The sequence below is a fragment of the Pedobacter africanus genome (genome assembly GCF_040548825.1).
Classification (GTDB): domain Bacteria; phylum Bacteroidota; class Bacteroidia; order Sphingobacteriales; family Sphingobacteriaceae; genus Pedobacter; species Pedobacter africanus_A.
Window position 1 is genome coordinate 170,882 of record NZ_JBEPSL010000002.1, and the last position, 23,786, is coordinate 194,667.

Consider the following 23,786-nt stretch of genomic DNA (forward strand, 5'->3'; position numbering starts at 1 on the left):
AGCAGCCCCTTTGTAATTACATCATAACTATCTATATTCTATTGTCGCTGAAGCATAATAACCTGCGCCCGAAGTTACCGTATAAGTTAGAATCGTGTGTGTCCAAATGTGCTCCGAACCTGGCCAGTACCCACCCCAATAATCGTTACCATCTGTAACAACCCTGTTGTGATAGACTTCTGATTCCCCTGACGGTATAACAGCGGAACCAAAATAGTAATTTGACCCGGTTTGGTAAATATCGTTCCAGGCGTAATCGTACCGCAGATTAATTTGCATGTCTGCCGGTACAACGTAAGGGACAGTACATGCAGAATTGGAGTAAAGCCTCACAAAAAGGTCAGCCTCTTCGTTGTCAAAATTGAAATCTGTAACTCTGTCAAAGTTTTCGAGTTCTACCCGGGCATAAATCACCTGTGCATTGGCCGATCCGGAGAGTGTTAAAATTGTTGAAAGCGCTGTAAAAAACAGCATTACTGAAATTAAGACTTGCTTTTTCATCATTTACTTGTTTTTATGTGTGATTTGGTTAATTAGATTTTCAAAGATTTGTCATTTGCACCTCCACTATAAACTACCTGTTTTTTTGCTTTTCTTAAATCTCCGCCATCAAACTGTATCCCTTCATTTGAGGGACCTTCCAGGCTTAACAGTACCTGACAAGGGGTTAAAATACGTGTGGCGGTAAACAATATATCCTTAGAATTTGTAATCCTCAGTAAAGATTCGGCATCCATGCTGCCCCTTATATTCAGCCCGTTGATCGCCGCATCCTGAACATTATCCAATACAAGTGCAGGCCGGCTGTCTTCCTTTTCAAATTCAAGTCTAACATTTTGCAAGGTCAGTCCTTTAACATTCCTGGCATAGAGACCGTAAGCAGGAGGTCCTCCGGGTGCCGTATCCCAAACTCCAAAATACTCGGCGGCAACTTTAGGCACCTCTCTTTTATTTGCCTGTGCCAGTGTTCCTCCGCCAGCATACGTTACCTGTACATCTGTAAAACTGATGTTCTCCAGGTAATGATCGTCCATTCCATTCAGCGTGATACAGGAGTTTTTTTCTCCCTCCCAGGTATGCAGATCGAAATGAATATCCGGATGAGGTACCGGCAGCGCAACCACAGATGCCCTGATGCCGTTGAATGATATATTTCGGACAAAGGGCTTGGATGCAGAACCTGCAGCGGCCGAATTGTTATTCCCGGTTCCGCTAAAGCCAATACCTATAGGGCCGGTTACATTTCGCATGATGATATTGGAAAAAGTAAAGTTCTCTATGCTGGCCCGGCCAGCACTGATCTTTATCGGACAGCCGTAAGTATCATAGATCAGGCAATTGGAAATAGCAATATTCTGGGATTCCCCACCTCCAAAACGAAAGATAGACCAGCGTGTGCTGAAACTGCAATTGGTGACGGTTACAAATTTATTACTGCCGAACAGCGCACAGGCGTCATCCTGACATTGCACATCGCAGTTGCTGATGTGTACGTACTGACAGCTGCTGAAATGAAAACCATCGTTATTTTTGTTTACCCGGTTGTAAATCCTGACGCCATCAATGTATACCTGCCTGCATTGCAGCAAACGGATACAATGATAGGCACTTGCCTGTAAAAACGCATCGTGCAGGCGCAATTCTGTGCATTGATAAAAAATAAGCAGGTGCGGCCGGTCGAAATTTCCTCCTACACCATTCTGGCCCGGACCGGTATTATCACCTTTTCCTGTATAAAAAGCAAGTCCGTTCCCGTCAATGGTACCTTTCCCCTCAATGCTCAGTCGTTCTGCATTTACAGCATACAGGAATACAATATTGCCATTACCCGAAGGAACGCCTTTTCCAGCTGTATAATCCTCTCTTTTAGGGCTGCCAAGCAACTTTCCTCCTGCCGAGAGATAAAGGGTTACACCAGATTTTAACTGTAATGTCCCCGATAAAAATGTGCCGGTGGGGATAAGTACTTTCCCTCCTCCTGCCCCGCTGCAGGCATCTATGGCAGTCTGTATTGCCGATGTATTGAGGGTTTTTCCGTCTCCCTTTGCACCATAATCCCTTATGTCAAATACACCTGAAGCAGCAACGGCCTCTGGATTCCTGGCACTGACCATTGTTGCTCCAACTACAGCAATGGCCGGAACAGAAACTTTACTCAGCCACGCGCGACGTGACAAATGATCGTTTATTTCTACAATTGGAAATTTCATAATTCAATCGGATAAAAAGGGGTATAAATTTTAAGCTGACTTATCATCTACACCCCATTGATTTAGAATTGAGAGGCATTAAACAAATTAATTTATCACGGTGCAATCAGCACAAACTTAAACAATTGGTTATCTGCTCCGGTATACGGCATTTGCACCGCATTCACATTATCGCCTGTGCCAGCCCCGGTGACCGTAATCGCTTTACCACTTTTCAGGTTAAGGATATAATAATGGGTATTGTTTACATTTGCCGATTTGATAATCCAGGTGTCATTGGTGCCATTGGCCGCCTTGGTATACTGAATAATCTTTGCCCCATCATCTACCGAGCCCCCTGAAACAGCCATATCCTTTGCCCCATTATATTTATTGGTAATGGTATTGTTAGTGGTGTTGTTTTCTCCCGGGATCTGTTTTACGATCCACACTGATGTCAGATCAGTAGCCGGTACAGCTTTCTGCACTACCTCTGTATTGTTGCTGTTGTTGGCAGTCTTTATAACCAGGGGTTTATTGCTGTGCTTTGCTATCAGCCTGTATTCGTTGGGAAAAGTGATCGGTTCTTCAAAATTAGGATCTACGAATACCTTTTCAGCAATAACTTCGTTCCAGGCTGTGAAAAAAGTGTCTATAGACAAAGGAGTTGGCAGATAAGAAGTCCTCCACCTGATCACCGAATTTTCTTTATAGCCCGTTAACCTGGTTGTATCGGCCCAGATTGTGCTTCTTTCCGGATTAATCGGGTTCGGGATCTGTCTTATTTTCCTCACCCTTTTTGCATTGGTTTTATCGGTATATTCAACAGCAACTTCAGACACCTGTCCGCTGGCTCCAAACCATTGGACATAAGCATCTTCAGAAATAACCGCATGGGTAATGGCATTTTCAACAATTCTATGAATTGCCTTCTGCACAGGTCTGTTTGTTATGATACTTTGGTAATTAGCACCAAACACCTCGCCTATGGCCTCAGATTTGATCGAAGGGTTTCCATCTTTATCGTAGGCCTTCATTTCAAATGAATAAATACCCTCGGGCAAATCTGGTATGATCTGCTCCATTTTTACACCAGTTTTATTTACAGGAATAATCAGTGAGTCAATACCCTTGTTCCATAATAACTTGATGGTTGTAATCTTAGGGTCGGCAGGCAGCTTCCAGCTTACTTTCAGACGACCTTTTCCTGGTGAAACCAGCAAACTGTCCGGCCGACCGGTATATAGTCTTTCTCCGTCTTTCAGAAATTCACTATACGATTCATCCATCTTACTGCAGGAAACCATCAGTGCTCCTGCAAGTAAAATGAAGAAATAATATTTAATGTACTGTTTCATATTTACATTTTTTTATGAGTACTTCTATTTAATTTCGCCAAAGAATTTCAGTTCAGAAATGTGCATAAACCCTGTAGCACCACCGATCGAGGCCCAATTGTCTATCAATTTAAAGGCAACATACCTTACCGGAGGCAGGTTTGGATCAAAATTGTATTCCATACCCGCTTCAGCAATAGCTTTGTCATCATTTGTATTTACGCCAACCGGTGAGCCGGATGGTTTAATCATTACCTGATGATCTAATTTAATCCAGCTGTTCGGATCTGCAATATTGGTAGTACCCCACATTTCCCATTCGTGTGGGTTACCATGTGTAAATGGCCATCCGCTACCACCACCACCCGTACGCTGCCATAACACATAACGGCTTAACTTTGCGGTAACCCCAAGGTCAACAGGCATCCAGATTGGCATATCGAAGCGTTGTTTGGTATGGAAAAAGTTAGTTAAATCCCCATCAAACATTCTATCCCATGTATTACTGCCTTCATGCTCTGCATCTTTTACGATACCTGTAAGTTCAGGGAACGGTGCTCTTTGTGGTACGGGGTTCTTTCTCGCATCTTTGAACTTTTTCGGATCAAGTTCCACTTCTGGCCAGGGTGTCATTACTTTTTCCAGCGTATCGGTATAATTGCCCCAGCGATCTTTTAAGAATACGCCAAATTTAGTTTCAACAGGGGGCTGTCTTCGTACAGAAAACAGACCTTTGGCCAACCCGCTGTAAAAACTATCAAACCGCACCCATTCTTTTAAGCCGGCATCCCATTTTACCACCCCCATAGTGATGTTGCTGTTTATGCCTCCGCCCAGTGCTGCAGGGTTCTCGAAGCCAATTGTAAACCCACCGAAACTGGCGTTTACATTCAGGCTGTTAAACACATCGTAAATAGGCGCCGGTAAAGGGGTTATCTTAATGGTAACCGGGGTAGAAAGTTTTTCTGAACGGCTTACGGCGTAAAGGGTGATATCCCTTTCCTGGGTGTCACCAAATCCTTCAACCACAATAAAGTTTTTGTAATAGGAAGATTTGGCTTCCATTTTTACACCCTTTAAGTCGTACTCCGCTTTAACATATAACAAGCCCGGATCATTGGGCAGATCATAAGTTACCTTAACCCCTCCTGGTATGGCCTCTACCCTGGCACTGCTAATTGGTGGTGGTGGATTCTCTCCGGCATAAAGCGGGTCCCGGGCGTCTTCCTTACACGAAAACAGAACTACGCTGATAAGGGACAATACAATTATTCTGATATTTTTCATCTCGTTTAGTTTAAGTATTACCAACCTGGATTTTGAAGCAGGTGATTATTGGTCTGGGTTTCTGAGAGTTTAATCGGCATCAGGTAATCCCTCAATGCAAATCTTTGGTTCCAAAGCACAACCTCCCGGTAATAAGCTTCCGGATCCTGCTGGGTAATATCCCAGCCTCTGATGACCTGGTTCAGTTCAACATGTGCCTTCTTCCATCTTCTCAGATCCCAAAAACGATGCCCCTCGAATGCAAGTTCTATGGTACGCTCGCGATGGATGATCTCTCTGAGGCCGTCCTTGGTAGTATATTTATTTGGATTATTTGAGTAAACTCTCCAGGAGTCTTCCACAGTATTCAATCCTGCTCTTTCCCTTACCAGATTGATCCAGTGTGTTGCGTCAGTACTGTAACCGCCAATCTCGTTTAGCGCTTCGGAGTACATTAAATACAAATCAGAAAGCCTCATCTCCGGCCATGGATATGCCGCCTGATTATTCCCGGTAACATTTCCATCAGCTGCAGCCTGGGTTTCTATTTTAACCAGTTTTTTAACGGTGTATCCTGTAATAGAGTAGTTACTGATCCCTTGTCTTGCCGCAGTTTCAGACTTACGTCCTTTAACAAAATACAACGATTCTTTATTGTAGTTGTTGATCCAGTTTCCATACCATACGCCTCTGTCAAAACCTATATAGGCATAAAAACGCGGCTCCCGGTTGAAATGGAATTTAACCGTTCTTTCGCCTTTTCCAATGTAAAACAAATGGTCAAAACCAGATTCCTGTAAATTGAACCTGCCGGCAAAATCCCACTCCTTATCTTCTTCAATCGGCACTCCATGTTTGGTATAGAATTTACTTACAAAGCTAATGGGTGGTGCAAGCATTCCCTTTGGGCCTGAGCCGCTGGTTCCGGGCGCAATCAGAGGCATTGCCATCCTCTGGATGTCTGTAGCAGTGCTTGAAGTATTTACCCAAATCATTTCTGTATTTCGTTCCTTATCACTTATCGCGCAGCGCAAGTCCAGTTCACGTTGTATGGTGTCATTGATGACATAGGAAATTGGCGGGGTAAAATGGTATAATTTAAACCCGTTTGCGTGAAGGAACTCAATAGCGGTTTTACAGGATTCTGCGGCATCCTTCCACTTTTGCTCTGAGTACGACTGACTGAATAAGTGAACTCCTCTTTTATCAGTTATCCCGTAATACTCCGGATTCCCATTAAACAAAGGACTTGCGGCAGTAACCAAAACCCTCGCTTTGAAAGAAAGCACTATAGATCGTGTAATCCGTCCAAGTTCAGTTAACTCTGTTCCCACCAGAATATCTGGTAAATCTGAGGTATTTGCTGCTTCATCCAGCAACTCAACGATATATTTCACCACCTCATCTACAGGTTCCCTGTAAACTTTTACTTCTTCGGGTGAGGCGCCCAAAGGTAGATTTTCTCTCACAATAGGGATAGGGCCATACATCCTGAGCAGGTAAAAATGATAATAAGCTTTCAGAAATTTAACTTCGGCTTTCCATCTTTCTTTTTCCCACTGCTCCAGCTCGGGTGTTTTGTCTATATTGTCAAGAAAGATATTGCAATCGCGTATACCCTGCCAGAGTTTTTTCCCGCTTCCGCCACCAGTCCAGTAGTCGGCCAATGGTGTAGTACTGTTCTGAAGCCCCTTTGCAATGTTGAACATATCCGCATTGATATCTATTTGAGGCGACGGATTCCACACTTCATCTACCGTATGAATTGCCGGGTTCGTATTAAAGCTCCCTGTTTCCGGCATATAAGAATAACAGGTATAAAGGAATTTTTCTGCAGAGGTCCTCAGGCTAAATGCATGATCTATTGTCGGGACATCATCCGGGATCACATCCAGATATTTCTTACATGAGCCAAAAGCACCCATGAGAGCCACAATGATTAGTATTTTAATTTTTTTCATGTTAATGCGATTAAAGACCTAGCTGAATACCAAAATTAATTACACGCTGCACCGGGTAGCCAAGTCCGTTACCAGCCATCTCGACATCCCACATTTTAAATTTGCTTACCGTAAACAAATTGGTTGCAGAGCCATAAATACGAAGGTTGGCTATCCTTATCCTGTCCAGCAATTTTTTAGGAAGCGTATACCCGGCCTCCACTTGTTTGAGCCTTAAAAACGCGCCATTGCGCATAAACCAGGTATTCCTTGCATTGCTATTGGCGTTTGCAATTGGCGACAAGCGTGGCCACAAAGCGTACAAATTTCTGTTCTGTTCCGACCAGTGATCATCGGCATAGGCCTTAAGCAGCTGATTGTTGCCTACAAATGGCGCCGTGGCCGCAGCGTCAATCCAGAAAGACGATCTGGCCGAGCCCTGAAGGAAAAAATTAAAGTCGAAATTCTTGTAAGACATTGCCGGCCCAAAGCCATAAATGATCTCAGGGGTGGTTGGGTGACCTACCGGAACCATATCCAGGGAGTTGATCTGCCCGTCGTTATTTACGTCCCTGTACTTAATGTCTCCACCCATAACCGGGAAACCACCAAAATTCTGGTTGGGCGAGCTTCGTACCTCTTCATCATCTACAAACAGTCGCTCCGCAATGTACCCCCATTGCTGACTTGTAGAGTGCCCTTTCCTGAACAGCCAGCTTTGTGAATAATCCGGCTCTTCGAAAGCTTCAAACTTATTTTTTGAGTACGTAAAATTCCCTCTCAGCTGAACGGTGAAATCTTTTCCAATATGGTCATTATAGGTAAGCTGAATCTCAGAAGACCTTGAGCGGACTTCACCAACATTGGCCTTAATGGGTGCCTGTAGCCCCATGGTAGCTGGTATAGAGGCCCTGGTCATTAAGATATTGTAACGATGGTCTATAAAATATTCGGCAATAACGTCCAGTTTATTCCATAAACCGACTTCCAGACCAAATGTAGAGTTCTTTGAAGTCTCCCAGGTTACATAGGGGTTTTCGTACCTAAGCACTGAAATTCCCGGCCTGCTGGTTCCGGAATTGGTCCCAAAACTAGCTGCCGTTACCGCTGAATTCATGTTTACTTCCGATAGGTAGAAGAAACGCTCAGCATCGCTACCGATCTCGTCATTTCCTACCAGGCCAATATTTCCACGGATCCGGAGTTTATTTACAACCGGTAATAATGGTTTAAAGAATTTTTCATTTGAAATGGCCCAGGCCCCGCCAATTGTAGGGAAGAAACCAAAACGCTCTGAGGTAGAAAAACGCTCTGAGCCATTGTAAGCATAGTTAAACTCAGCAAAATAGCGGTTATCGTAATTATAGGTAGCCCTTCCTGAAACACCCAGATTTCTGGATGGCAGGGATTCCTGTAAAGTCCTTGCATTACCTTGCGACTCGCCCCTCAAAACAACCACCGACATTAAACTCACATTGTGTTTGGTATTAAAGGTCTTGTTCCAGTTGGCTGCAAGCTGCGAATGGAAAGTAGAAGCTACTGTCTGGTTCCCACCGCGGACAAAGTCCAGGAAATTCGTTCCTCCTTCAGGATTTAATGCAGCTAGTCTGTACGTATTTTCAACCTTATCATAGGAACTCACAGCATACCAGAAAGGGCGGTACTGACGTACTACATCAAAAAAAGAACGTCTGTTGGTATTCATCATTCCATTTAAGGATAGTCCTGGCGTTAAGAAAGACATATCCTGGGTAAACTCCAGCTGTGCTACCATCAGCGAACGTGAATATTCCTTATAGCCTTTTACCAGATCAGCATACGGATTATTAGCGGTACCGTTCTGGATATTCCCGAACATAATGTGGTTTACATTTTTATAAATACCCTCATTTGGGTAATAAGGTACAAACTGGGTCTGAGGTGTTCTCATGATCGCTTTATAGGTATCTTCACCATTGGCGATAGGCCCCTGGTACTCATCAAAACCTCCATTCAGGCGAACAGTCATTTTGGTTGTTTTTGATACGTTTACCACTACATTGGACCTCAGGTTAAAATATTTCAGGTCAATATTGTTGTTGAAATTATTACGGGGATCAACTTTTAGCAGGCCGTTATCCTGATTATAAGTACCGGCAACATAATAAGTGGCTACCTGACCACCTCCGCTTAAGCTCATGTTAAGCCTTTGATTAACGGTTTGTTTCTTTAACAGTTCTTTCTGCCAGTCTACCTTTGGAAAGGCTATGGGATTTGTTCCGGCAATGGTATTGTCGATCTGACTCTGGGTATAGACGGTTGCGGCAGTAGGGTTTCTGGTCAGCGCCGCTTCACTATGGAGGATCATATAATCAACAGGATCTGCAAGCGCTACATTACGGGTTGGCTGAGAGATCGTATTTTCAAACCTGGCATTAATTTTTGGTTTCCCCTCCTTACCTTGTTTCGTGGTAATCAGGATTACTCCATTTGCACCTTTTGCCCCATATAAGGAACTGGCAGCAGCATCTTTCAGAATAGAAAAGCTTTCAATATCATCTACCTGCAGCCGGGCAAGATCTGTAGTGGTATACTCCATATTGTCTATCAAAATCAATGGTGATGTTTTGTACCCGAACGTGGTTGCTCCCCTGATAAAAAATTCAGCATCATCCCTTCCTGGTTCACCGCTTCGCTGGTAGGCAATAATTCCTGCCAAACGGCCCGCAAGTGCAGTGGTAAGGTTGCTGGAAGGCACTTTTAACTCGCCTGGGTTAATGGAGGTAATGGATGCAATAACCGATTCTTTCTTTTGTTTACCAAAAGCAACGATAACGGTTTCATCAAGCTGATTATTGGTTGGTTTCATGGTGACGTTGATCACCGTTTTGCCCCTTACCGGAATTTCCTGAGGGGCGTAGCCAACCATACTGAAAACAACAATTGCATTTTCATCTACCACATCCAGTATATACTTACCATTCAGATCTGTCGTGGTTCCGATTTGTGATTTTCCCTTAACAGCAATTGAAACACCTGGCAATGGCCCAACCGTATCTCTTACAGTTCCTCTTATTTCTTTCACCAGCGCTTTAACTTCCGCCGCACTGACTTTAGGTTTTCCCTGCGCAATGATGGGGTTTAAATTGCCCTCCGGTCCTTTCCTTATCACCAGCGTTTTATCTTCCATAGCCCATTTTATGGCTTTTTTCGGAAAAAACTGGTCCAGGACTTCCTGCAGGCTGGCCTGCTTAAAATCTACATCTACCACACGGGCGGCTTTAATCAATTCCCCATCGCAAACCACCTGGTAGCCGGTTTGCCTGGTAATTTCCTTAAATACAGTGGTAACAGAGGTTGCCTTTTGCGAAAATGTAATTTCCTGGGCCCGTCCGGAAGCGCTAACCTCCATTAATAGTGTACACATGATGATGACAATCAACTTCATAATACGCAGTGTTTTATTAGCTCTGAAAACAAAATGCTCAGACCTAAATAGATCGTAAAAATTCATACATTTGGTTATTGGGTTTATTGGTTATGATGGTTATTTGGTATAAAATATCTAACTGTAGGCCTGATATCATCCGTGGCTTCGACGGCAATCGGAGTCACGGTTTTTCGGGCACTTTTAAGTAAAATTATTTGTGCACGATGATCCTCCTTCCCTCAATTTTAAAATGGATTCCTCCGGTTAATTCCAGTATCGACAATACTTTTGATACATTTCCATACCTGGTTACGGATCCCCAGACAGTTTTTCCGGCAAAATCGTCTTTGTAAACAATATCTACATCGTACCACCTGGACACCTCTTTCATGATGTTTTCAATAGGTTCATTTTCAAAAAAGAACTGCCCTTTTTTCCAGGCAATCTCTGCCAAAGGATCTACAGTTGCGACACTAATTGCACTGGATGCGTTACCAATGCGGGCCTGTTGACCTGGTTTTAACATTGCCTCGTCAGGACTGCCCCCTTTTAAACTCTGCACCTTAACAGCGCCTTCTAAAAGCGTTGTTTTGGTATTTGTATCCTCCTTATAGGAGTTTACGTTAAAATGTGTACCCAGCACCTGTACAACCTGCCGGTCAGACGCTACAATAAATGGCTTGGCGGCATCCTTTTTAACCTCAAAATAAGCTTCTCCTGTAAGGCTTACCCGGCGTTCCTTTAATCCGGCAAAACTTAAGGGGAACTTCAATTCGGATGCTGCATTGAGCCAAACCCTGGTACCATCAGGCAAATTAACCTGGTATTGTCCGCCCCTTGGTGTGGAAACCGTGTTTGTCAGGTTCTTTTTATGATCGCCATCTGCACCCCGCTCCTGTATAGTATAAACCAGTTGCCCATCGGCCGCCTTGGTAACTACAACTCCCGACTGTTTAATTACCTCACCGTTTACTGCAGAATCCAACAGTATCTTCGAACCATCTGCTAACGTGAGTATTGCCTTGTTCCCTCCAGGAGCAACATCTGCAAGAAGCTCCCCTTTTTTTGTCTGTGTAGTAAAAAACACCACCCCTGCGCATAACACCAGCACTGCAGCCACTTTTAACCAGAGCCGGCTTTTTGAAACAGGCTCATCAACTTCCTGCTCCCCCATTTCACGAACGAGATTTAATTTTACACGCTGGAGTTCTGCTTTAACCTCGGGCAATTCCTTAAACTCCGGATCAACCTCTGCCTGCAATTCTTTCTCAATCAGTTCCCTGAACAAAGGCGCGTACGCTTTATCTTCCAAAAACGATAGAAAAGTTTCCTCTTCTTCCGCCGAGCACTCCTTAGCCAGGTAACGTTTAAATAATTTTATGAGCTCTTGCCGGTTTTCCATAAGTATAATCTCTTTCGGGTTGTCAGCCATCCTGTGTAAATTCCAGGCCTGGCTCAATTGCCTTTTTTAGATAATACGGACGGGCGGAAGAAAGTCCCTGCTCCAGATTAAAATATTTTTTATTTTTTTTCAGCCCTGTAAATATCCCAATGCAGGGAGACTATAAACCTAAAAAACCCATAAAAATTACCAAAACTGATTCGGCAATCAGCATCTGGGCTTTGATAAACTTATTGGATTTCAGCAGGTGATCGCTGATGGTAGAAGTAGAGATCTGCAGTAACTTACTAACCTCATGGTAGCTTTTGCCTTCAAGCTTGCATAAAGTAAACACCTGCTTGCGCTGAGGGGAGAGTTTGGCTACCGCCGCTAAAAAAAGCTGGTTGCTTTCCTTATAGAAAAGTTGTTCCTCAATATGACTGTAGGCTTCACTATCGGCCTCCGTAAACTGGCTTTCCAGTTTTCTATCGAGGGCCAGCTTACGAAAATGGTCATACACCAGATTTTTGCCAATCTGATGTAAATAAGCGTTGAACGACTTATCGGGATCTAAATTTTCCCGTTTCTCCCAAACCCTCATGAAAACGTCCTGAAGTATCTCCCGGGCCAGTTCACTATCCCTCACCATCCGCAGAATATTGGCATACAGTTGCGCACTAAAGTGATCATAAAGTTCATGGAAAGCGCTATGGTCATTATTCATGATTTTCATCAATAACGTACGGACCAATAATGCATCCTTGCTTTTTTTGATCGCGTTTATGCCTTCAAAGCGCAGCATCGTAATTTAGTTTGGTTTATAGTTTGGTTGACTAAAAACTAATTTACGGGTATCGGCAAAGAAAAAATTCTGTTAAATGCGCTTATTAGTAAATTATTTTGGCATGCTAAAAGCCTTCAAATTTTTCCCAGAAACCATCTACCGGCAGCCTGGCGAAAATATTTACAGGTTCTTTTTTAACCGGGTGGATAAATTGCAGCCTGCGTGCATGTAAACAGATGCTCCCCTTACGGCTGCCCCTGGGATAACCATATTTATTATCGCCCACAATGGGGCAGCCCATGGTTGACAACTGTACCCGGATCTGGTGTGAGCGCCCGGTTAAGGGGTCCACTTCAATTAAATAATAACCATTAAGCTCTCCAAGCAATTTATAACTCAGCTCGCAGCGCTGACTGCCGGGAACTTCTGTATTATAGGGGGTAACCACATTTTTTTGTGGGTTCTTGATCAGCCAGTGTATTAAGGTACCGGAAGCTTTGTCAGGTTTTTTCCGGACTATGGCCCAATAGGTCTTTTTAACCTCCCTGTTTTTAAAAACTGCATTCATACGTTCCAGGGCCTTACTGGTTTTGGCAAAGAGAATAACACCGCTAACAGGCCTGTCGAGCCGGTGAACCACCCCCAAAAAAGCACTATTGGGTTTATTGTATTTTATGGCCAGGTATTTTTTAACCTGCTCATCCAAAGGTTCATCGCCGGTCTCATCAATCTGTACAATGTCACCAGCCTTTTTGCAGATCGCAATCAGGTGGTTGTCTTCATAAAGTACATCTTTATCGGTTACCGGCATTAATATTGTTCTTTTTCGTTTGGAAAATCATTTCCTTTTACGTCTTTAACGTAAGACTGTGCCGCTTCCTTGATCCCCTCATACAGATTCAGATATTGACGCAGGAAACGTGGTTTGAAGCCCTTGGTCAGGCCTATCATATCGTTAACAACCAATACCTGTCCGTCACAATCGGGTCCTGCGCCAATACCAATCGTTGGGATATGCAGGCTTTCCGACACCTCTTTGCCCAGCAATGCAGGGATTTTTTCCAGCACAATAGCAAAACATCCGGCCTGCTCCAGGGCCAGTGCATCAGTTTTGAGCTTTTCTGCTTCTTCCTCGCCTTTTGCCCTTACCGTATAAGTGCCAAATTTATAGATAGATTGTGGTGTTAAGCCCAGGTGGCCCATTACAGGGATACCTGCGGTAATGATGCGTTGTATAGAATCTACCACCTCTGTGCCACCTTCCAGTTTTACGCCATGGGCACCGGACTCTTTCATGATCCGGATGGCCGAGTTCAAGGCTTCTTTTGAATTGCCCTGATAAGAACCAAAGGGCAGGTCTACCACAACAAAGGATCGGCCAGCCCCTCTTACAACCGACTGGGCATGATAGATCATCTGGTCGAGCGTAATCGGAAGTGTGGTTTCATGTCCGGCCATAACGTTGGAAGCCGAATCGCCTACCAATAAAACATCCAGCCCTGCATCGTCCAGAATGGTAGCCATCGAAAAATCGTATGCAGTCAGCATAGAGATCTTCTCTCCACGCAATTTCATCTCTTGTAATATATGAGTCGTTATTCGCTTTACTTCTTTATTTACCGACATGCCTTTATTTTTTATGGAAGCAAAATTAGTTTTTACAATTGAAATAAAGATTGTTTTATTGTTTTTGTGACATTCCAGCTTTCCATCTTTTCGGGGTTAAGAACAGAAGCCTTTGGTAATTGAAAAAATATCTTGAATAAAACCGCTTAAACTCATATCTTTGTACCCCGAAATGAAGGGGTTAATTAACAGCACATTTGTTAAAAACATAATCGGCATCAAAACCGCTTCAAAACCCCCATTTTTCTCTTTTTTTACACCCATAATTTTTCATTATCACAACAATGACTAACTACACCAAGTTACCTGCTATCCTGTTACTGGCCGATGGAACCGTATATTACGGTAAAGCAGCCGGAAAAATTGGTACAACTACCGGAGAGATCTGCTTTAATACCGGAATGACAGGCTATCAGGAAATTTTTACTGACCCTTCTTATTTCGGTCAGATCATGGTAACCACCAATGCACACATTGGAAATTATGGTATACACAGAGAAGAAATTGAGTCTGACAGCATCAAAATAGCTGGCCTGGTTTGTAAAAACTACAACATTGGTTTCAGCCGTAAGGAGGCATCGGAGTCTATTCAGGACTATTTTCAGAATGAAAACATTGTAGGGATTTCGGATATCGATACCCGCGCATTGGTACGCCACATCAGGCATAAAGGAGCGATGAATGCCATCATCTCTTCTGAAATTACCGATCTTGAAGAATTGAAAGCAAAATTAGCTGAGGTACCTTCAATGGACGGACTGGAACTGTCTTCACAGGTTTCAACCAAAGAGGCTTATTTCTATGGTTCCCCTGAAGCCAGCATTAAAGTTGCGGCTTTAGACCTGGGCATTAAAAAGAACATCCTGCGCAATTTTGCTGACAGGGATGTATATGTACAGGTTTTCCCGGCAAAAACCAGCTTCGAAGAAATGGAAAAATGGGGTGCAGATGGTTATTTCATCTCCAATGGCCCCGGCGATCCTTCGGCAATGCCTTATGCCATAGAAACCGTTAAAAAAGTGCTGGCCTCCGAAAAACCGATGTTTGGCATCTGTTTAGGTCACCAGTTACTTGCCGAAGCAAACGGAATCGGAACGATGAAAATGTTTAACGGTCACCGTGGTTTAAACCACCCGGTTAAAAACATCATCAAAAACCACTGTGAAGTAACTTCCCAGAACCATGGCTTTGGTGTCATTCCGGATGAAGTAAGAAATTCAGATAAGGTTGAAATTACGCACATCAACTTAAACGACCAGTCGATAGAAGGTATCCGTGTAAAAGGTAAAAAAGCATTTTCGGTACAATATCACCCTGAATCCTCACCAGGTCCGCACGATTCCCGTTACCTGTTTGATGATTTTATCGGAATGATCAAAGGCGAACTGACCTGGTAATCCACAATTACCGAAACAATATATCATATCACCGACATTTTAGAAGGTTTAGCCCGATAACATTTTCTGTTTGGCTAAACCTTCTTACATTTATCATATGGATAAGAAAAATGCCATTATCAGTGTCAAAAACCTGGTAAAGAAATACGACGATTTCAGGGCAGTTCAGGGCATTAGCTTTGACGTTTACGAAAACGAGATTTTTGGCCTTTTAGGCCCCAATGGCGCCGGGAAAACCACAACACTGGAGATCATCGAAACCTTGCGTGAAAAAACATCTGGAGAGATCATAGTAGACGGTTACACTGTAGAAAAAGATTCCGGCAAGATCAAAGGCATTATCGGGGTGCAGCTGCAGGCCGCCGGTTACTATCCCAACCTGAACCTCGTAGAACTGATGGAACTGTTTGCCGGTTTGTATGGCGTAAATATCCGCCCTATGGAAATGCTGGAAAAGGTAAACCTGCAGGATAAAGCAAAAGCAAAGTACAAAGCCCTGTCTGGCGGCCAGAAACAGCGCTTTTCTATTGCCACCACTTTGCTCAATTCTCCAAGGATTATTTTTCTGGATGAGCCAACCACAGGCCTGGATCCTCAGGCACGCCGTAATTTATGGGACCTGATCATCGATATCAGAAACAATGGGACAACGGTAGTACTGACTACCCATTATATGGACGAAGCCGAGCAATTGTGCGACCGCGTGGCTTTTGTAGAACGCGGGGAAATCATTGCGCTGGATACACCAGACAATCTGATAGACAACCTCGTCAACAGCGGGTTCGAGAGGAAAAAAGAAGTTAAAAAAGCCAATCTGGAAGATGTTTTCATTAACCTTACCGGCAAAGAATGGCGGGAAGACAATTAAAATAAACATGAGCAAACCTTATAGCAATACCAAAGCCACACTAGCGCTTGCCAAAGCGAGTTTCCGTTCGATCATGCGGAGCCCTTCGGCAGTTGTTTTCACGCTGGCCTTCCCTTTAATATTCATTCTTGTTTTTGGTTTTTTAGGTAATGGAGGAGTGAAAGTGAAACTGGCGGTAGCACCAGGTTCAGATGTTCAAAATCCGGTTATCAAAGCCCTTGAAGAGATGCCCGTAATCAAACTGGTTAAAGACAAGGACGCTAAAGAAATAAAGGAGGGCCTGGAAAAAGGGAACATTGATGCCCTGATCAATGTAAAAAAGAACGAGGCCGGCACACCTGCTTACATTGCCAATGTACAATACACTTCGGCTTCGGTCGACAAAGGCAGCATCCTCAAATCGGTGCTGACCAACCTCCTGTATACACTCAACACAAAGGATGTAAAACCAACCGTTGCCCAACTTAGCGAAAGTACGGTACAGGGGAGGATTTATCGGACTATAGATTTTATTTTACCCGGACAGCTAGGCTTCTCTCTGTTAAGCACCGGTGTATTCGGGACAGCTTTTGTATTTTTCAGTTTAAGGCAAAACCTGGTGATCAAACGTTTTTTTGCTACCCCTGTTAAAAGGTCCAGCATTGTTTTTGGTGAGGGGCTTGCCCGGATCGGCTTCGCTTTACTTGGCGCAGTTTTCATCATCCTGATAGGGCATTTCTTTTTTCATTTTACATTGATACATGGGGTCGTCACGGTACTAAATATGCTTTTGCTCTCTGTGATCGGCCTTATTGTTTTTATGGGTTTTGGTTTTGTGGTTTCAGGAATTGCAAAGAGCGAAAGTACCATCCCTCCCATTTCTAACATCATCACGCTTCCGCAGTTCTTGTTGTCGGGCACTTTCTTTTCCATCGATGCCTTCCCTGGCTGGCTGCAGCCGATCAGCAGGGCCTTACCTTTAACCTATCTGAACGATGCCATGAGAAAAGTGGCTTTTGAAGGGGCCGGGCTTTGGGATGTAAAACATCAGCTCCTGATCATGATCATCTGGGGTATCGGCATTTACACTGTTGCTGTTAAGGTATTTAAATGGGAATAACTCCCCGATTCTGCTAGAATTTCGTATTAGGAATATTAAATATTTGTTGTTAAATTCATTCAACTAAATGAAAAAACAAACTAAAAACTATGAAAAAACTAGCAGCAGAATTCTTTGGAACCTTTTGGTTGGTTTTAGGCGGTTGCGGCAGCGCTGTCCTGGCCTGTAATTATCCTGAAGCGGGCATCGGCTTTTTAGGTGTGGCGCTTGCATTCGGATTAACAGTAGTTACCATTGCCTATGGCCTGGGCCACATTTCCGGTGCGCACCTTAATCCAGCCGTTTCCATAGGTCTTTGGATTGGCGGAAGATTTGAAGGCAAAGACCTCATTCCCTACATCATATCGCAGGTGTTGGGTGGAATAGCCGCAGCAGGTATCCTTTATGTCATTGCGACTGGCAACGGAAGTGCCATCGGAGGCTTTGCGACCAATGGTTACGGCGATCTGTCGCCCGGCAAATACAGCATGACTGCAGCCCTTGTATGCGAGGTGGTCATGACTTTTATCTTTTTACTGGTTATCCTGGGCGCTACCGACAACCGGGCGCCAAAAGGTTTTGCCGGATTGGCGATAGGCCTTTGCCTCACCTTAATTCATTTGATCAGCATTCCGGTAACCAATACCTCTGTTAACCCTGCAAGGAGCACCAGCCAGGCCATCTTTGTTGGTGGTGAAGCGCTTAGCCAGCTCTGGTTGTTCTGGGTAGCGCCTATAGTGGGTGCTATCCTGGCCGGAATTGTCTATAAAGCACTCTTTTCTGCCGATTCTGAAACCGCATAACAACGATAAAAAATAAGATTAAAACAAAGGGCCGTAAGTAATTACGGCCTTTTTTGCTGATAGTTTAAAATTTATTTTAACTTTGGATATCCTCTTAGTAATTGTAATTTATACACTAAGGCTTATAAACTAATAAAAACCAATAAAAATGAGTTTAATTATCGATGTTCATGCGCGGCAAATACTCGACTCCCGCGGCAATCCTACCATTGAGGTAGACGTAATTACAGAAAATGGTGTCCTTGGCCGTGCAGCGGTACCTTCTGGTGCCTCTACCGGTATCCACGAAGCGGTGGAGCTTCGCGACGACGACAAAGCCGTATATATGGGTAAAGGTGTATTAAAAGCTGTAGCCAATGTAAACGATAAGATTGCAGCCGAACTGAGAGGTGTAGATGTATTTGAGCAAAATGCTATCGACAACCTGTTGATCAAACTCGACGGAACAGAAAATAAAGGAAAATTAGGAGCCAATGCTATCCTGGGTGTTTCTTTAGCGGTTGCCAAAGCTGCAGCACAGGAAAGCCGCCAGCCATTGTACCGTTACATCGGCGGTGTAAATGCAAATACCCTTCCTATCCCAATGATGAACATTGTAAACGGAGGTTCACACTCTGATGCACCTATTGCTTTCCAGGAATTTATGATTATGCCTGTGGGCGCTTCCTCATTCTCTGAAGCATTAAGGTGGGGTACTGAAGTGTTCCATAACCTGAAAAAGATCCTGCACGACAGGGGTCTTTCTACCGCTGTAGGTGATGAAGGGGGTTTCGCACCAACCTTTGACGGGACTGAAGATGCTGTAGAGACAATTCTTAAAGCCATTGAAAAAGCAGGTTACAAACCAGGTGAGCAGATCTGCCTGGCATTTGACTGTGCCGCTTCTGAATTTTACAAAGACGGCAAATACGACTATACCAAATTTGAAGGCGATAAGGGTGCCATCCGCACAAGCGCAGAGCAGGCCGATTACCTGGCTTCATTAACAGAAAAATATCCGATCATTTCTATTGAAGATGGTATGGGCGAAGATGACTGGGATGGCTGGAAATTATTAACTGATAAAATTGGCGACCGGGTACAGTTGGTTGGGGATGATCTGTTTGTAACCAATGTTAAGCGTTTACAAAGAGGTATCGACAGCCATACTGCCAATTCTATCCTTGTAAAGGTAAACCAGATCGGTTCATTAACTGAAACCATCAACGCGGTTACTTTGGCACAAACAAATGGCTATACTTCAGTAATGTCTCACCGTTCGGGTGAAACTGAAGACGTTACCATCGCCGATTTAGCAGTAGCTTTAAACTGTGGTCAGATCAAAACCGGCTCAGCTTCACGTTCAGACAGGATTGCAAAATACAATCAGTTGCTGCGCATTGAAGAAGAACTGGGTGCTGCTGCAAAATTTATTGGCAAGAACTTTAAATATGCTAAGAAATAAGCTGTGCTTAAATTGAATATAACAAAAAAGTCCTGCAAGCAATTGCGGGACTTTTTTGTTATATTGCAATAAATAATGCCTATCATGACAAAAAACAAAAAGGAAGAAACATCGGCAATATTCTCGTTAATGAGTGTATTTCCACCCCTCGCCCTGTTATTTATTGTTGCCGGCTGGTTTAAGCAAAGAAAAGTCAGCGCCCTTTCATTTGCCTGGGCTGCTACAGCAATACTATTGAGCATAGTTTTTGTGGTGCAATTGTACAAACCATTGTAATTTATAACTTTGTAATAATTATGAACCGCATATTAGAACTTGTCCGCAATAAATACTTCCTTTCTGTACTTGCTTTTGTAGTATGGATGCTGTTTTTCGATAAGAACGATATGATTTCCCAGTTCGAGTTCAGGTCTGAAGTAAATAAGCTACAGGAAGAAAAGGACTTCTATGTAAAAGAAATTTCGCAGGTAAAAAAGGACCTGAACGAGTTAAATACCAATCTGAATACGGCCGAGAAGTTTGCACGTGAAAAATATTTCATGAAAAAGGACAACGAAGACGTATTTGTCATCATTAAAGAAACTCCTAAAGACTAATAGGTAAATTTAGGGAAGGTAACTTTATAGCGGACCACTATTATTCTTAGTACGAATATAAACCCGATAACGACAATTGTCGCCACATCATCTTTTACATCAAAATACTTTAAGGAATAATACAAAACCCCGCCTAAAATACAGGCAGTAGCGTATACTTCTTTATGAAAAATAAGGGGTATCGTATTTAGAAGCGTATCCCTGATCACCCCTCCAAAACAGCCGGTAATGGTGCCCAGCGCAACGCATATCCCCGGGCTTAAGCCAAACATCATTCCCTTCTGGATACCGAGCATGGTAAACAGCCCCAGCCCCATGGAGTCAAAAAGAAAAAGTGTGACTTTAAATTTCTTAATGTGCGTCTTAAAAAAAATGGTAGCAATGCAGGTCAGCAAAATCAACAGGCAATAGTTTACGTCGCGCATCCAGGCAACAGGGGTATCTCCAAGTAAAAGATCCCTCACGGTACCCCCTCCAATTGAGGTTACAAAAGCGATAATCAGTACGCCAAATGGGTCTAACCTCCTTTGCATCGCCGCAAAGGTACCTGATATCGCAAAAGCGATAGTCCCCAGGGTTTCAATGGTGTCCATTGTACTTATCTGCATGAGCTGGAATCTTTAAATTTCGCCGTTTCTTTTTCTGAAGAACCATTCGAGGGCCAGCAAGCCCATAATGAGTGCAAACAGCCACTTAAAGTTAATCAATTCTTCGTATTTGCGGTCTTCATAGCTCAAAGTCCTGATCTGATCATTTGCTTTGATGTCATCCAGTAATTTCAGCAGATCAGCTGGCATATACATTTTTCCACCGGTTTGAACAGACATGGTGCTTAACAGCTGGTGATTGGCCACTGTTTGCTGGTATTCTGCCACCATTGCGTTTATATAAAAAATGCCTTGTGCAGTATGCTTCTTATCTCCAAGCACTGTAGTGGCCGTGTACGTATAATTACCCGGAGGGAGCGCGCCCGCATCCAGCTGATAAGCCGCCTCTGTTCTGGAGAACAAAAATTTATACGCAGCGCCCTGATCATTTTTTAACACCAGCTCAACATCCGGCTTATTCACCGGAACATAACTATCGTTATACAAAACCGCGTTGAGTATGATGCTCTCATTTTCGTCAAAGGTGTTTTTTGAGGTATACACCTTAAATTTCCTTTTGTCATCTTTTACAGAAAGGTACTGGACTGTTTTTGAGATCAGGTTGTTAAAGGCCATGGCGTCCTGTTGTCCTTCCGCTACTTCAGAAAGCCTCCATCTCCATAAGCCCTCTCCTATTAAAAACCCGGTTTTCTTCCCATTATCTGCCATAAAAAACAACTGCGGGTAATCGGTATTGATTTTCCCTATCCGCTGCTGTAACACCACAGTTGCCTCTCCATTTACCAACGGTTTATTAGATGGAGCAATTAAAGGATCAAAACTCTCGATGTGCTTTACCGTCACCGGATCCAGATCAAATGCCGTAAATCCGGAATTAACGCGGCTATAGCTTTCCTGAACAGTATTAAGTCCACTCAGATTTACCTGCCTCTGTATCTGATTAAAGGCTGCTAAATTACTTTGTGCACCCACCATATACCAAACTGCTGCATTTCCCAGCTTGAGTTTATTCATAAATGCGGTAGCATCGTACATTACAGATGGCAACTGATAAAGTACAACCAGGCCATAGTCGGCTATATTAACCCCATTCAATTCTTCAGCCAGTGCAATCTTAACTTCAAAATTTTTGTTCAGGGCTATTGCCTGCTTTAAAGCAGCAATATCCGGGTGTGGCCCGGCAGCAGCAATGAGTACCTTTTGCCTGGCGTCAATTACCTCTACAAAAAAGTGTTGTGTATTGTTCTTTTCAGAAGCTTCCCGGCTTAGCGGGCTCAGCTGTACAGTATATTTCTGCAAGCCCAGCTTAGTTGCTTTAAGCTTTACAGTTACATTTTTTACAAAAGCAGCCGAATTGATGGGTACCCTTTCTTCATGAATCTTCTTCCCATTCTCCAGCACCGACAACGCGGTCTCCTCGCCCCTGGCTTCAAAGGCCTGAACCTGTACCTCAGCAGTAAACTCATTGTTCAAATATACCAGGCTGTTGTGGCTCAGGCCGGCAACCTGCAGGTCTTTTTTGGGAATGGTATCACCAAGGGCAATGGTATAAACGGGTGCTTTTAATTTATCCAGTTCGTAAAGCGGACTTCCGCCACGGTTAAAAATACCGTCAGAAGCAACAATTACAGCCCCCACATTCCGGTTCAGGTATTCATCATTCAGTTTGCTGATGAAACCAGCTGCATTGCTGAGTTTACCTTTATTCGAAAAATCAAACCCATTTTTGACACTGTCGGCAAAGCTATAAAGCTTGACCTCATATTGTTCGGATAGCTTATCGGCCAGCAGTTTTATGTCCTGCGCGTATTTTGCTTTACTGAACCCTGCAGGCGCTATATTACCTACCGACAAAGAGTTGTCCTGCCCAATGATGATAATGGGTTTTTCGGGGATATAAGAAACGCTCCTGATCAATGGGAAAAAAAGCAAAAAACCGATAGCCGTTACGGCTACAGTACGCAATGCTGCCAGTAAATAGCGCAGTTTCCTACCGAGATGCAGGGTACTGCCATACAATAACCAGGCAAGTAAAATTCCAGCCACCAGGCAGCCAAATAAGGTCAGCAGGCTATATATCGTCAATGAATCACTCATGGGTATTTGGATAAAGATGCTAATTTTAGCATAAACTGCGAAGCATTTTATCTAAGTTTGTTTAAGACACAAAGCTTACCTATGAAATTCCTCTTCAAACTTATTTTATTGCTTACCATGACCGTACCTGCATTGGCCCAGATGGGGTTTAAAACCGAACAGTTAAAATTTGAACGGGTCAGGACAGCCTATGCAGGAAAATGGCCTGCTTTACAAAAAGAATTGCAGGTTGCTGGTATAACAAGTACTTTCGAAATGTACATGGCGGCCTATAAAGCGGAGGGCAAACTGGAACTTTGGCTAAAAACAGACCGGCAAAAAACTTACCGGCTGTTTAAAAGTTATGATTTTTGTGCACATTCCGGAACCCTTGGTCCTAAAGTAAAGGAAGGCGATCTGCAAACTCCTGAGGGCTTTTACTACATCAACGCCTTTAACCCCATGAGTAATTTCTACCTTTCTTTAGGCATTAATTATCCAAATGCAGTCGATAGATTAAGAAGCGGAAAAGAAAAGACCGGAGGCGACATTTACATTCATGGAAACTGTGTTACCGTAGGCTGCATCCCTTTAACCGACGAGAAGATCAAAGAAGTGTATGTACTGGCTGTGGAAGCAAAAAATGCAGGCCAGCTCAAAATACCGGTACACATCTTCCCGTTTAAAATGACAAACTCAAACCTGAATAAGCAACTGCAGCGCTTTCCTCAGCAAAAAGGACTCTGGGCGAATCTGCAAAGTGGTTATGTTTATTTTGAGCAGCACAAACTTTTACCAGAGGTAAGTATAAAGGCAGGCCGGTACCTGTTCCATTGATATTGCGCTTTCTTCCCCTTGCAGTGACAGACTATGCTAAGATCATTGACTGATCTGGCAATTTTCGTGACAAATCAAACGGCTATTATCCCGAGATTCAATGAGTTAAACAATTACGCTCTTTGATTCCCGCCTTTTGATTAATCA

The 23,786-nt window shown here is 43.5% G+C and carries 21 protein-coding genes; 8 read left to right on the top strand and 13 right to left on the bottom strand.

The window, feature by feature from the left end; genetic code table 11:
- Nucleotides 1-27: 27 nt before the first annotated feature.
- From ABIE26_RS10915 to ABIE26_RS10965, 11 genes are all read right to left on the bottom strand, one after another.
- Nucleotides 28-504 carry a hypothetical protein gene (locus ABIE26_RS10915; RefSeq protein WP_310143139.1) on the bottom strand — a complete coding sequence of 159 codons (477 nt, stop codon included), beginning with the start codon at nucleotides 502-504 and terminating at the stop codon, nucleotides 28-30.
- Between the two features lie 29 nt (nucleotides 505-533).
- The gene (locus ABIE26_RS10920; RefSeq protein WP_310143135.1) at nucleotides 534-2,210 is read right to left on the bottom strand and encodes a glycoside hydrolase family 28 protein; all 1,677 of its coding nucleotides are present in this window, start codon (nucleotides 2,208-2,210) and stop codon (nucleotides 534-536) included.
- A 95-nt stretch (nucleotides 2,211-2,305) separates the two neighbouring features.
- On the bottom strand, nucleotides 2,306-3,547 hold the full coding sequence (locus tag ABIE26_RS10925; RefSeq protein ID WP_310143133.1) for a DUF4998 domain-containing protein: 1,242 nt from the start codon (nucleotides 3,545-3,547) through the stop codon (nucleotides 2,306-2,308).
- 24 nt (nucleotides 3,548-3,571) lie between these two features.
- Nucleotides 3,572-4,813: a DUF4959 domain-containing protein gene (locus tag ABIE26_RS10930; protein ID WP_310143131.1), complete on the bottom strand. Its 1,242-nt coding sequence runs from the start codon at nucleotides 4,811-4,813 to the stop codon at nucleotides 3,572-3,574.
- A gap of 17 nt (nucleotides 4,814-4,830) precedes the next feature.
- Entirely contained in the window at nucleotides 4,831-6,753 is a 1,923-nt protein-coding gene (locus ABIE26_RS10935; protein ID WP_310143128.1) for a RagB/SusD family nutrient uptake outer membrane protein, read from the bottom strand.
- Nucleotides 6,754-6,763: 10 nt separating this feature from the next.
- On the bottom strand, nucleotides 6,764-10,159 hold the full coding sequence (locus ABIE26_RS10940) for a SusC/RagA family TonB-linked outer membrane protein (protein WP_310143126.1): 3,396 nt from the start codon (nucleotides 10,157-10,159) through the stop codon (nucleotides 6,764-6,766).
- A gap of 193 nt (nucleotides 10,160-10,352) precedes the next feature.
- Entirely contained in the window at nucleotides 10,353-11,543 is a 1,191-nt protein-coding gene (locus ABIE26_RS10945; protein ID WP_310143123.1) for a FecR family protein, read from the bottom strand.
- A 160-nt stretch (nucleotides 11,544-11,703) separates the two neighbouring features.
- The gene (locus ABIE26_RS10950; RefSeq protein ID WP_310143120.1) at nucleotides 11,704-12,324 is read right to left on the bottom strand and encodes an RNA polymerase sigma factor; all 621 of its coding nucleotides are present in this window, start codon (nucleotides 12,322-12,324) and stop codon (nucleotides 11,704-11,706) included.
- Nucleotides 12,325-12,430: 106 nt separating this feature from the next.
- Nucleotides 12,431-13,117 (bottom strand): RluA family pseudouridine synthase, encoded by a 687-nt coding sequence (locus ABIE26_RS10955; RefSeq protein WP_310143117.1) that lies wholly within the window; start codon nucleotides 13,115-13,117, stop codon nucleotides 12,431-12,433.
- On the bottom strand, nucleotides 13,117-13,932 hold the full coding sequence (gene panB, locus ABIE26_RS10960) for a 3-methyl-2-oxobutanoate hydroxymethyltransferase (protein ID WP_310143115.1): 816 nt from the start codon (nucleotides 13,930-13,932) through the stop codon (nucleotides 13,117-13,119). The genes ABIE26_RS10955 and panB overlap by 1 nt, the downstream gene beginning before the upstream one ends.
- A gap of 96 nt (nucleotides 13,933-14,028) precedes the next feature.
- The gene (locus ABIE26_RS10965; protein ID WP_310143114.1) at nucleotides 14,029-14,196 is read right to left on the bottom strand and encodes a hypothetical protein; all 168 of its coding nucleotides are present in this window, start codon (nucleotides 14,194-14,196) and stop codon (nucleotides 14,029-14,031) included.
- Nucleotides 14,197-14,216: 20 nt separating this feature from the next.
- On the opposite strand from ABIE26_RS10965, the gene carA reads away from it, so the two are divergent.
- The 7 genes from carA to ABIE26_RS11000 all read left to right on the top strand — a co-directional run bounded on the left by carA (nucleotide 14,217) and on the right by ABIE26_RS11000 (nucleotide 20,118).
- A complete protein-coding gene (gene carA / locus ABIE26_RS10970) occupies nucleotides 14,217-15,329 on the top strand; it encodes a glutamine-hydrolyzing carbamoyl-phosphate synthase small subunit (protein ID WP_310143112.1) in 1,113 nt (370 codons plus the stop codon).
- A 97-nt stretch (nucleotides 15,330-15,426) separates the two neighbouring features.
- Nucleotides 15,427-16,197 carry an ABC transporter ATP-binding protein gene (locus ABIE26_RS10975; protein WP_310143111.1) on the top strand — a complete coding sequence of 257 codons (771 nt, stop codon included), beginning with the start codon at nucleotides 15,427-15,429 and terminating at the stop codon, nucleotides 16,195-16,197.
- Nucleotides 16,198-16,204: 7 nt separating this feature from the next.
- The gene (locus ABIE26_RS10980; protein WP_310143108.1) at nucleotides 16,205-17,296 is read left to right on the top strand and encodes an ABC transporter permease; all 1,092 of its coding nucleotides are present in this window, start codon (nucleotides 16,205-16,207) and stop codon (nucleotides 17,294-17,296) included.
- Between the two features lie 89 nt (nucleotides 17,297-17,385).
- A complete protein-coding gene (aqpZ, locus tag ABIE26_RS10985; protein ID WP_310143106.1) occupies nucleotides 17,386-18,078 on the top strand; it encodes an aquaporin Z in 693 nt (230 codons plus the stop codon).
- Nucleotides 18,079-18,226: 148 nt separating this feature from the next.
- Entirely contained in the window at nucleotides 18,227-19,522 is a 1,296-nt protein-coding gene (gene eno / locus ABIE26_RS10990; RefSeq protein WP_084237568.1) for a phosphopyruvate hydratase, read from the top strand.
- A gap of 84 nt (nucleotides 19,523-19,606) precedes the next feature.
- Complete coding sequence (locus tag ABIE26_RS10995; protein ID WP_310143103.1) at nucleotides 19,607-19,798, top strand: hypothetical protein; 192 nt, start codon at nucleotides 19,607-19,609, stop codon at nucleotides 19,796-19,798.
- A gap of 20 nt (nucleotides 19,799-19,818) precedes the next feature.
- Nucleotides 19,819-20,118: an FtsB family cell division protein gene (locus tag ABIE26_RS11000; protein ID WP_310143101.1), complete on the top strand. Its 300-nt coding sequence runs from the start codon at nucleotides 19,819-19,821 to the stop codon at nucleotides 20,116-20,118.
- Here ABIE26_RS11000 and ABIE26_RS11005 read toward each other — a convergent pair.
- Together ABIE26_RS11005 and ABIE26_RS11010 are read right to left on the bottom strand one after the other, a co-directional pair.
- Nucleotides 20,115-20,726, bottom strand: coding sequence for a trimeric intracellular cation channel family protein (locus ABIE26_RS11005; protein ID WP_310143098.1), 612 nt, complete (start codon nucleotides 20,724-20,726; stop codon nucleotides 20,115-20,117). The two genes, ABIE26_RS11000 and ABIE26_RS11005, sit on opposite strands and share 4 nt — an antisense overlap.
- Before the next feature lie 12 nt (nucleotides 20,727-20,738).
- Nucleotides 20,739-22,823, bottom strand: a complete 2,085-nt coding sequence (locus ABIE26_RS11010; RefSeq protein WP_310143096.1) for a hypothetical protein — start codon at nucleotides 22,821-22,823, stop codon at nucleotides 20,739-20,741.
- A gap of 81 nt (nucleotides 22,824-22,904) precedes the next feature.
- Between ABIE26_RS11010 and ABIE26_RS11015 the strand changes: the two genes are divergently transcribed.
- Nucleotides 22,905-23,639, top strand: coding sequence for a L,D-transpeptidase family protein (locus ABIE26_RS11015; RefSeq protein WP_310143094.1), 735 nt, complete (start codon nucleotides 22,905-22,907; stop codon nucleotides 23,637-23,639).
- Nucleotides 23,640-23,786 lie beyond the last annotated feature (147 nt).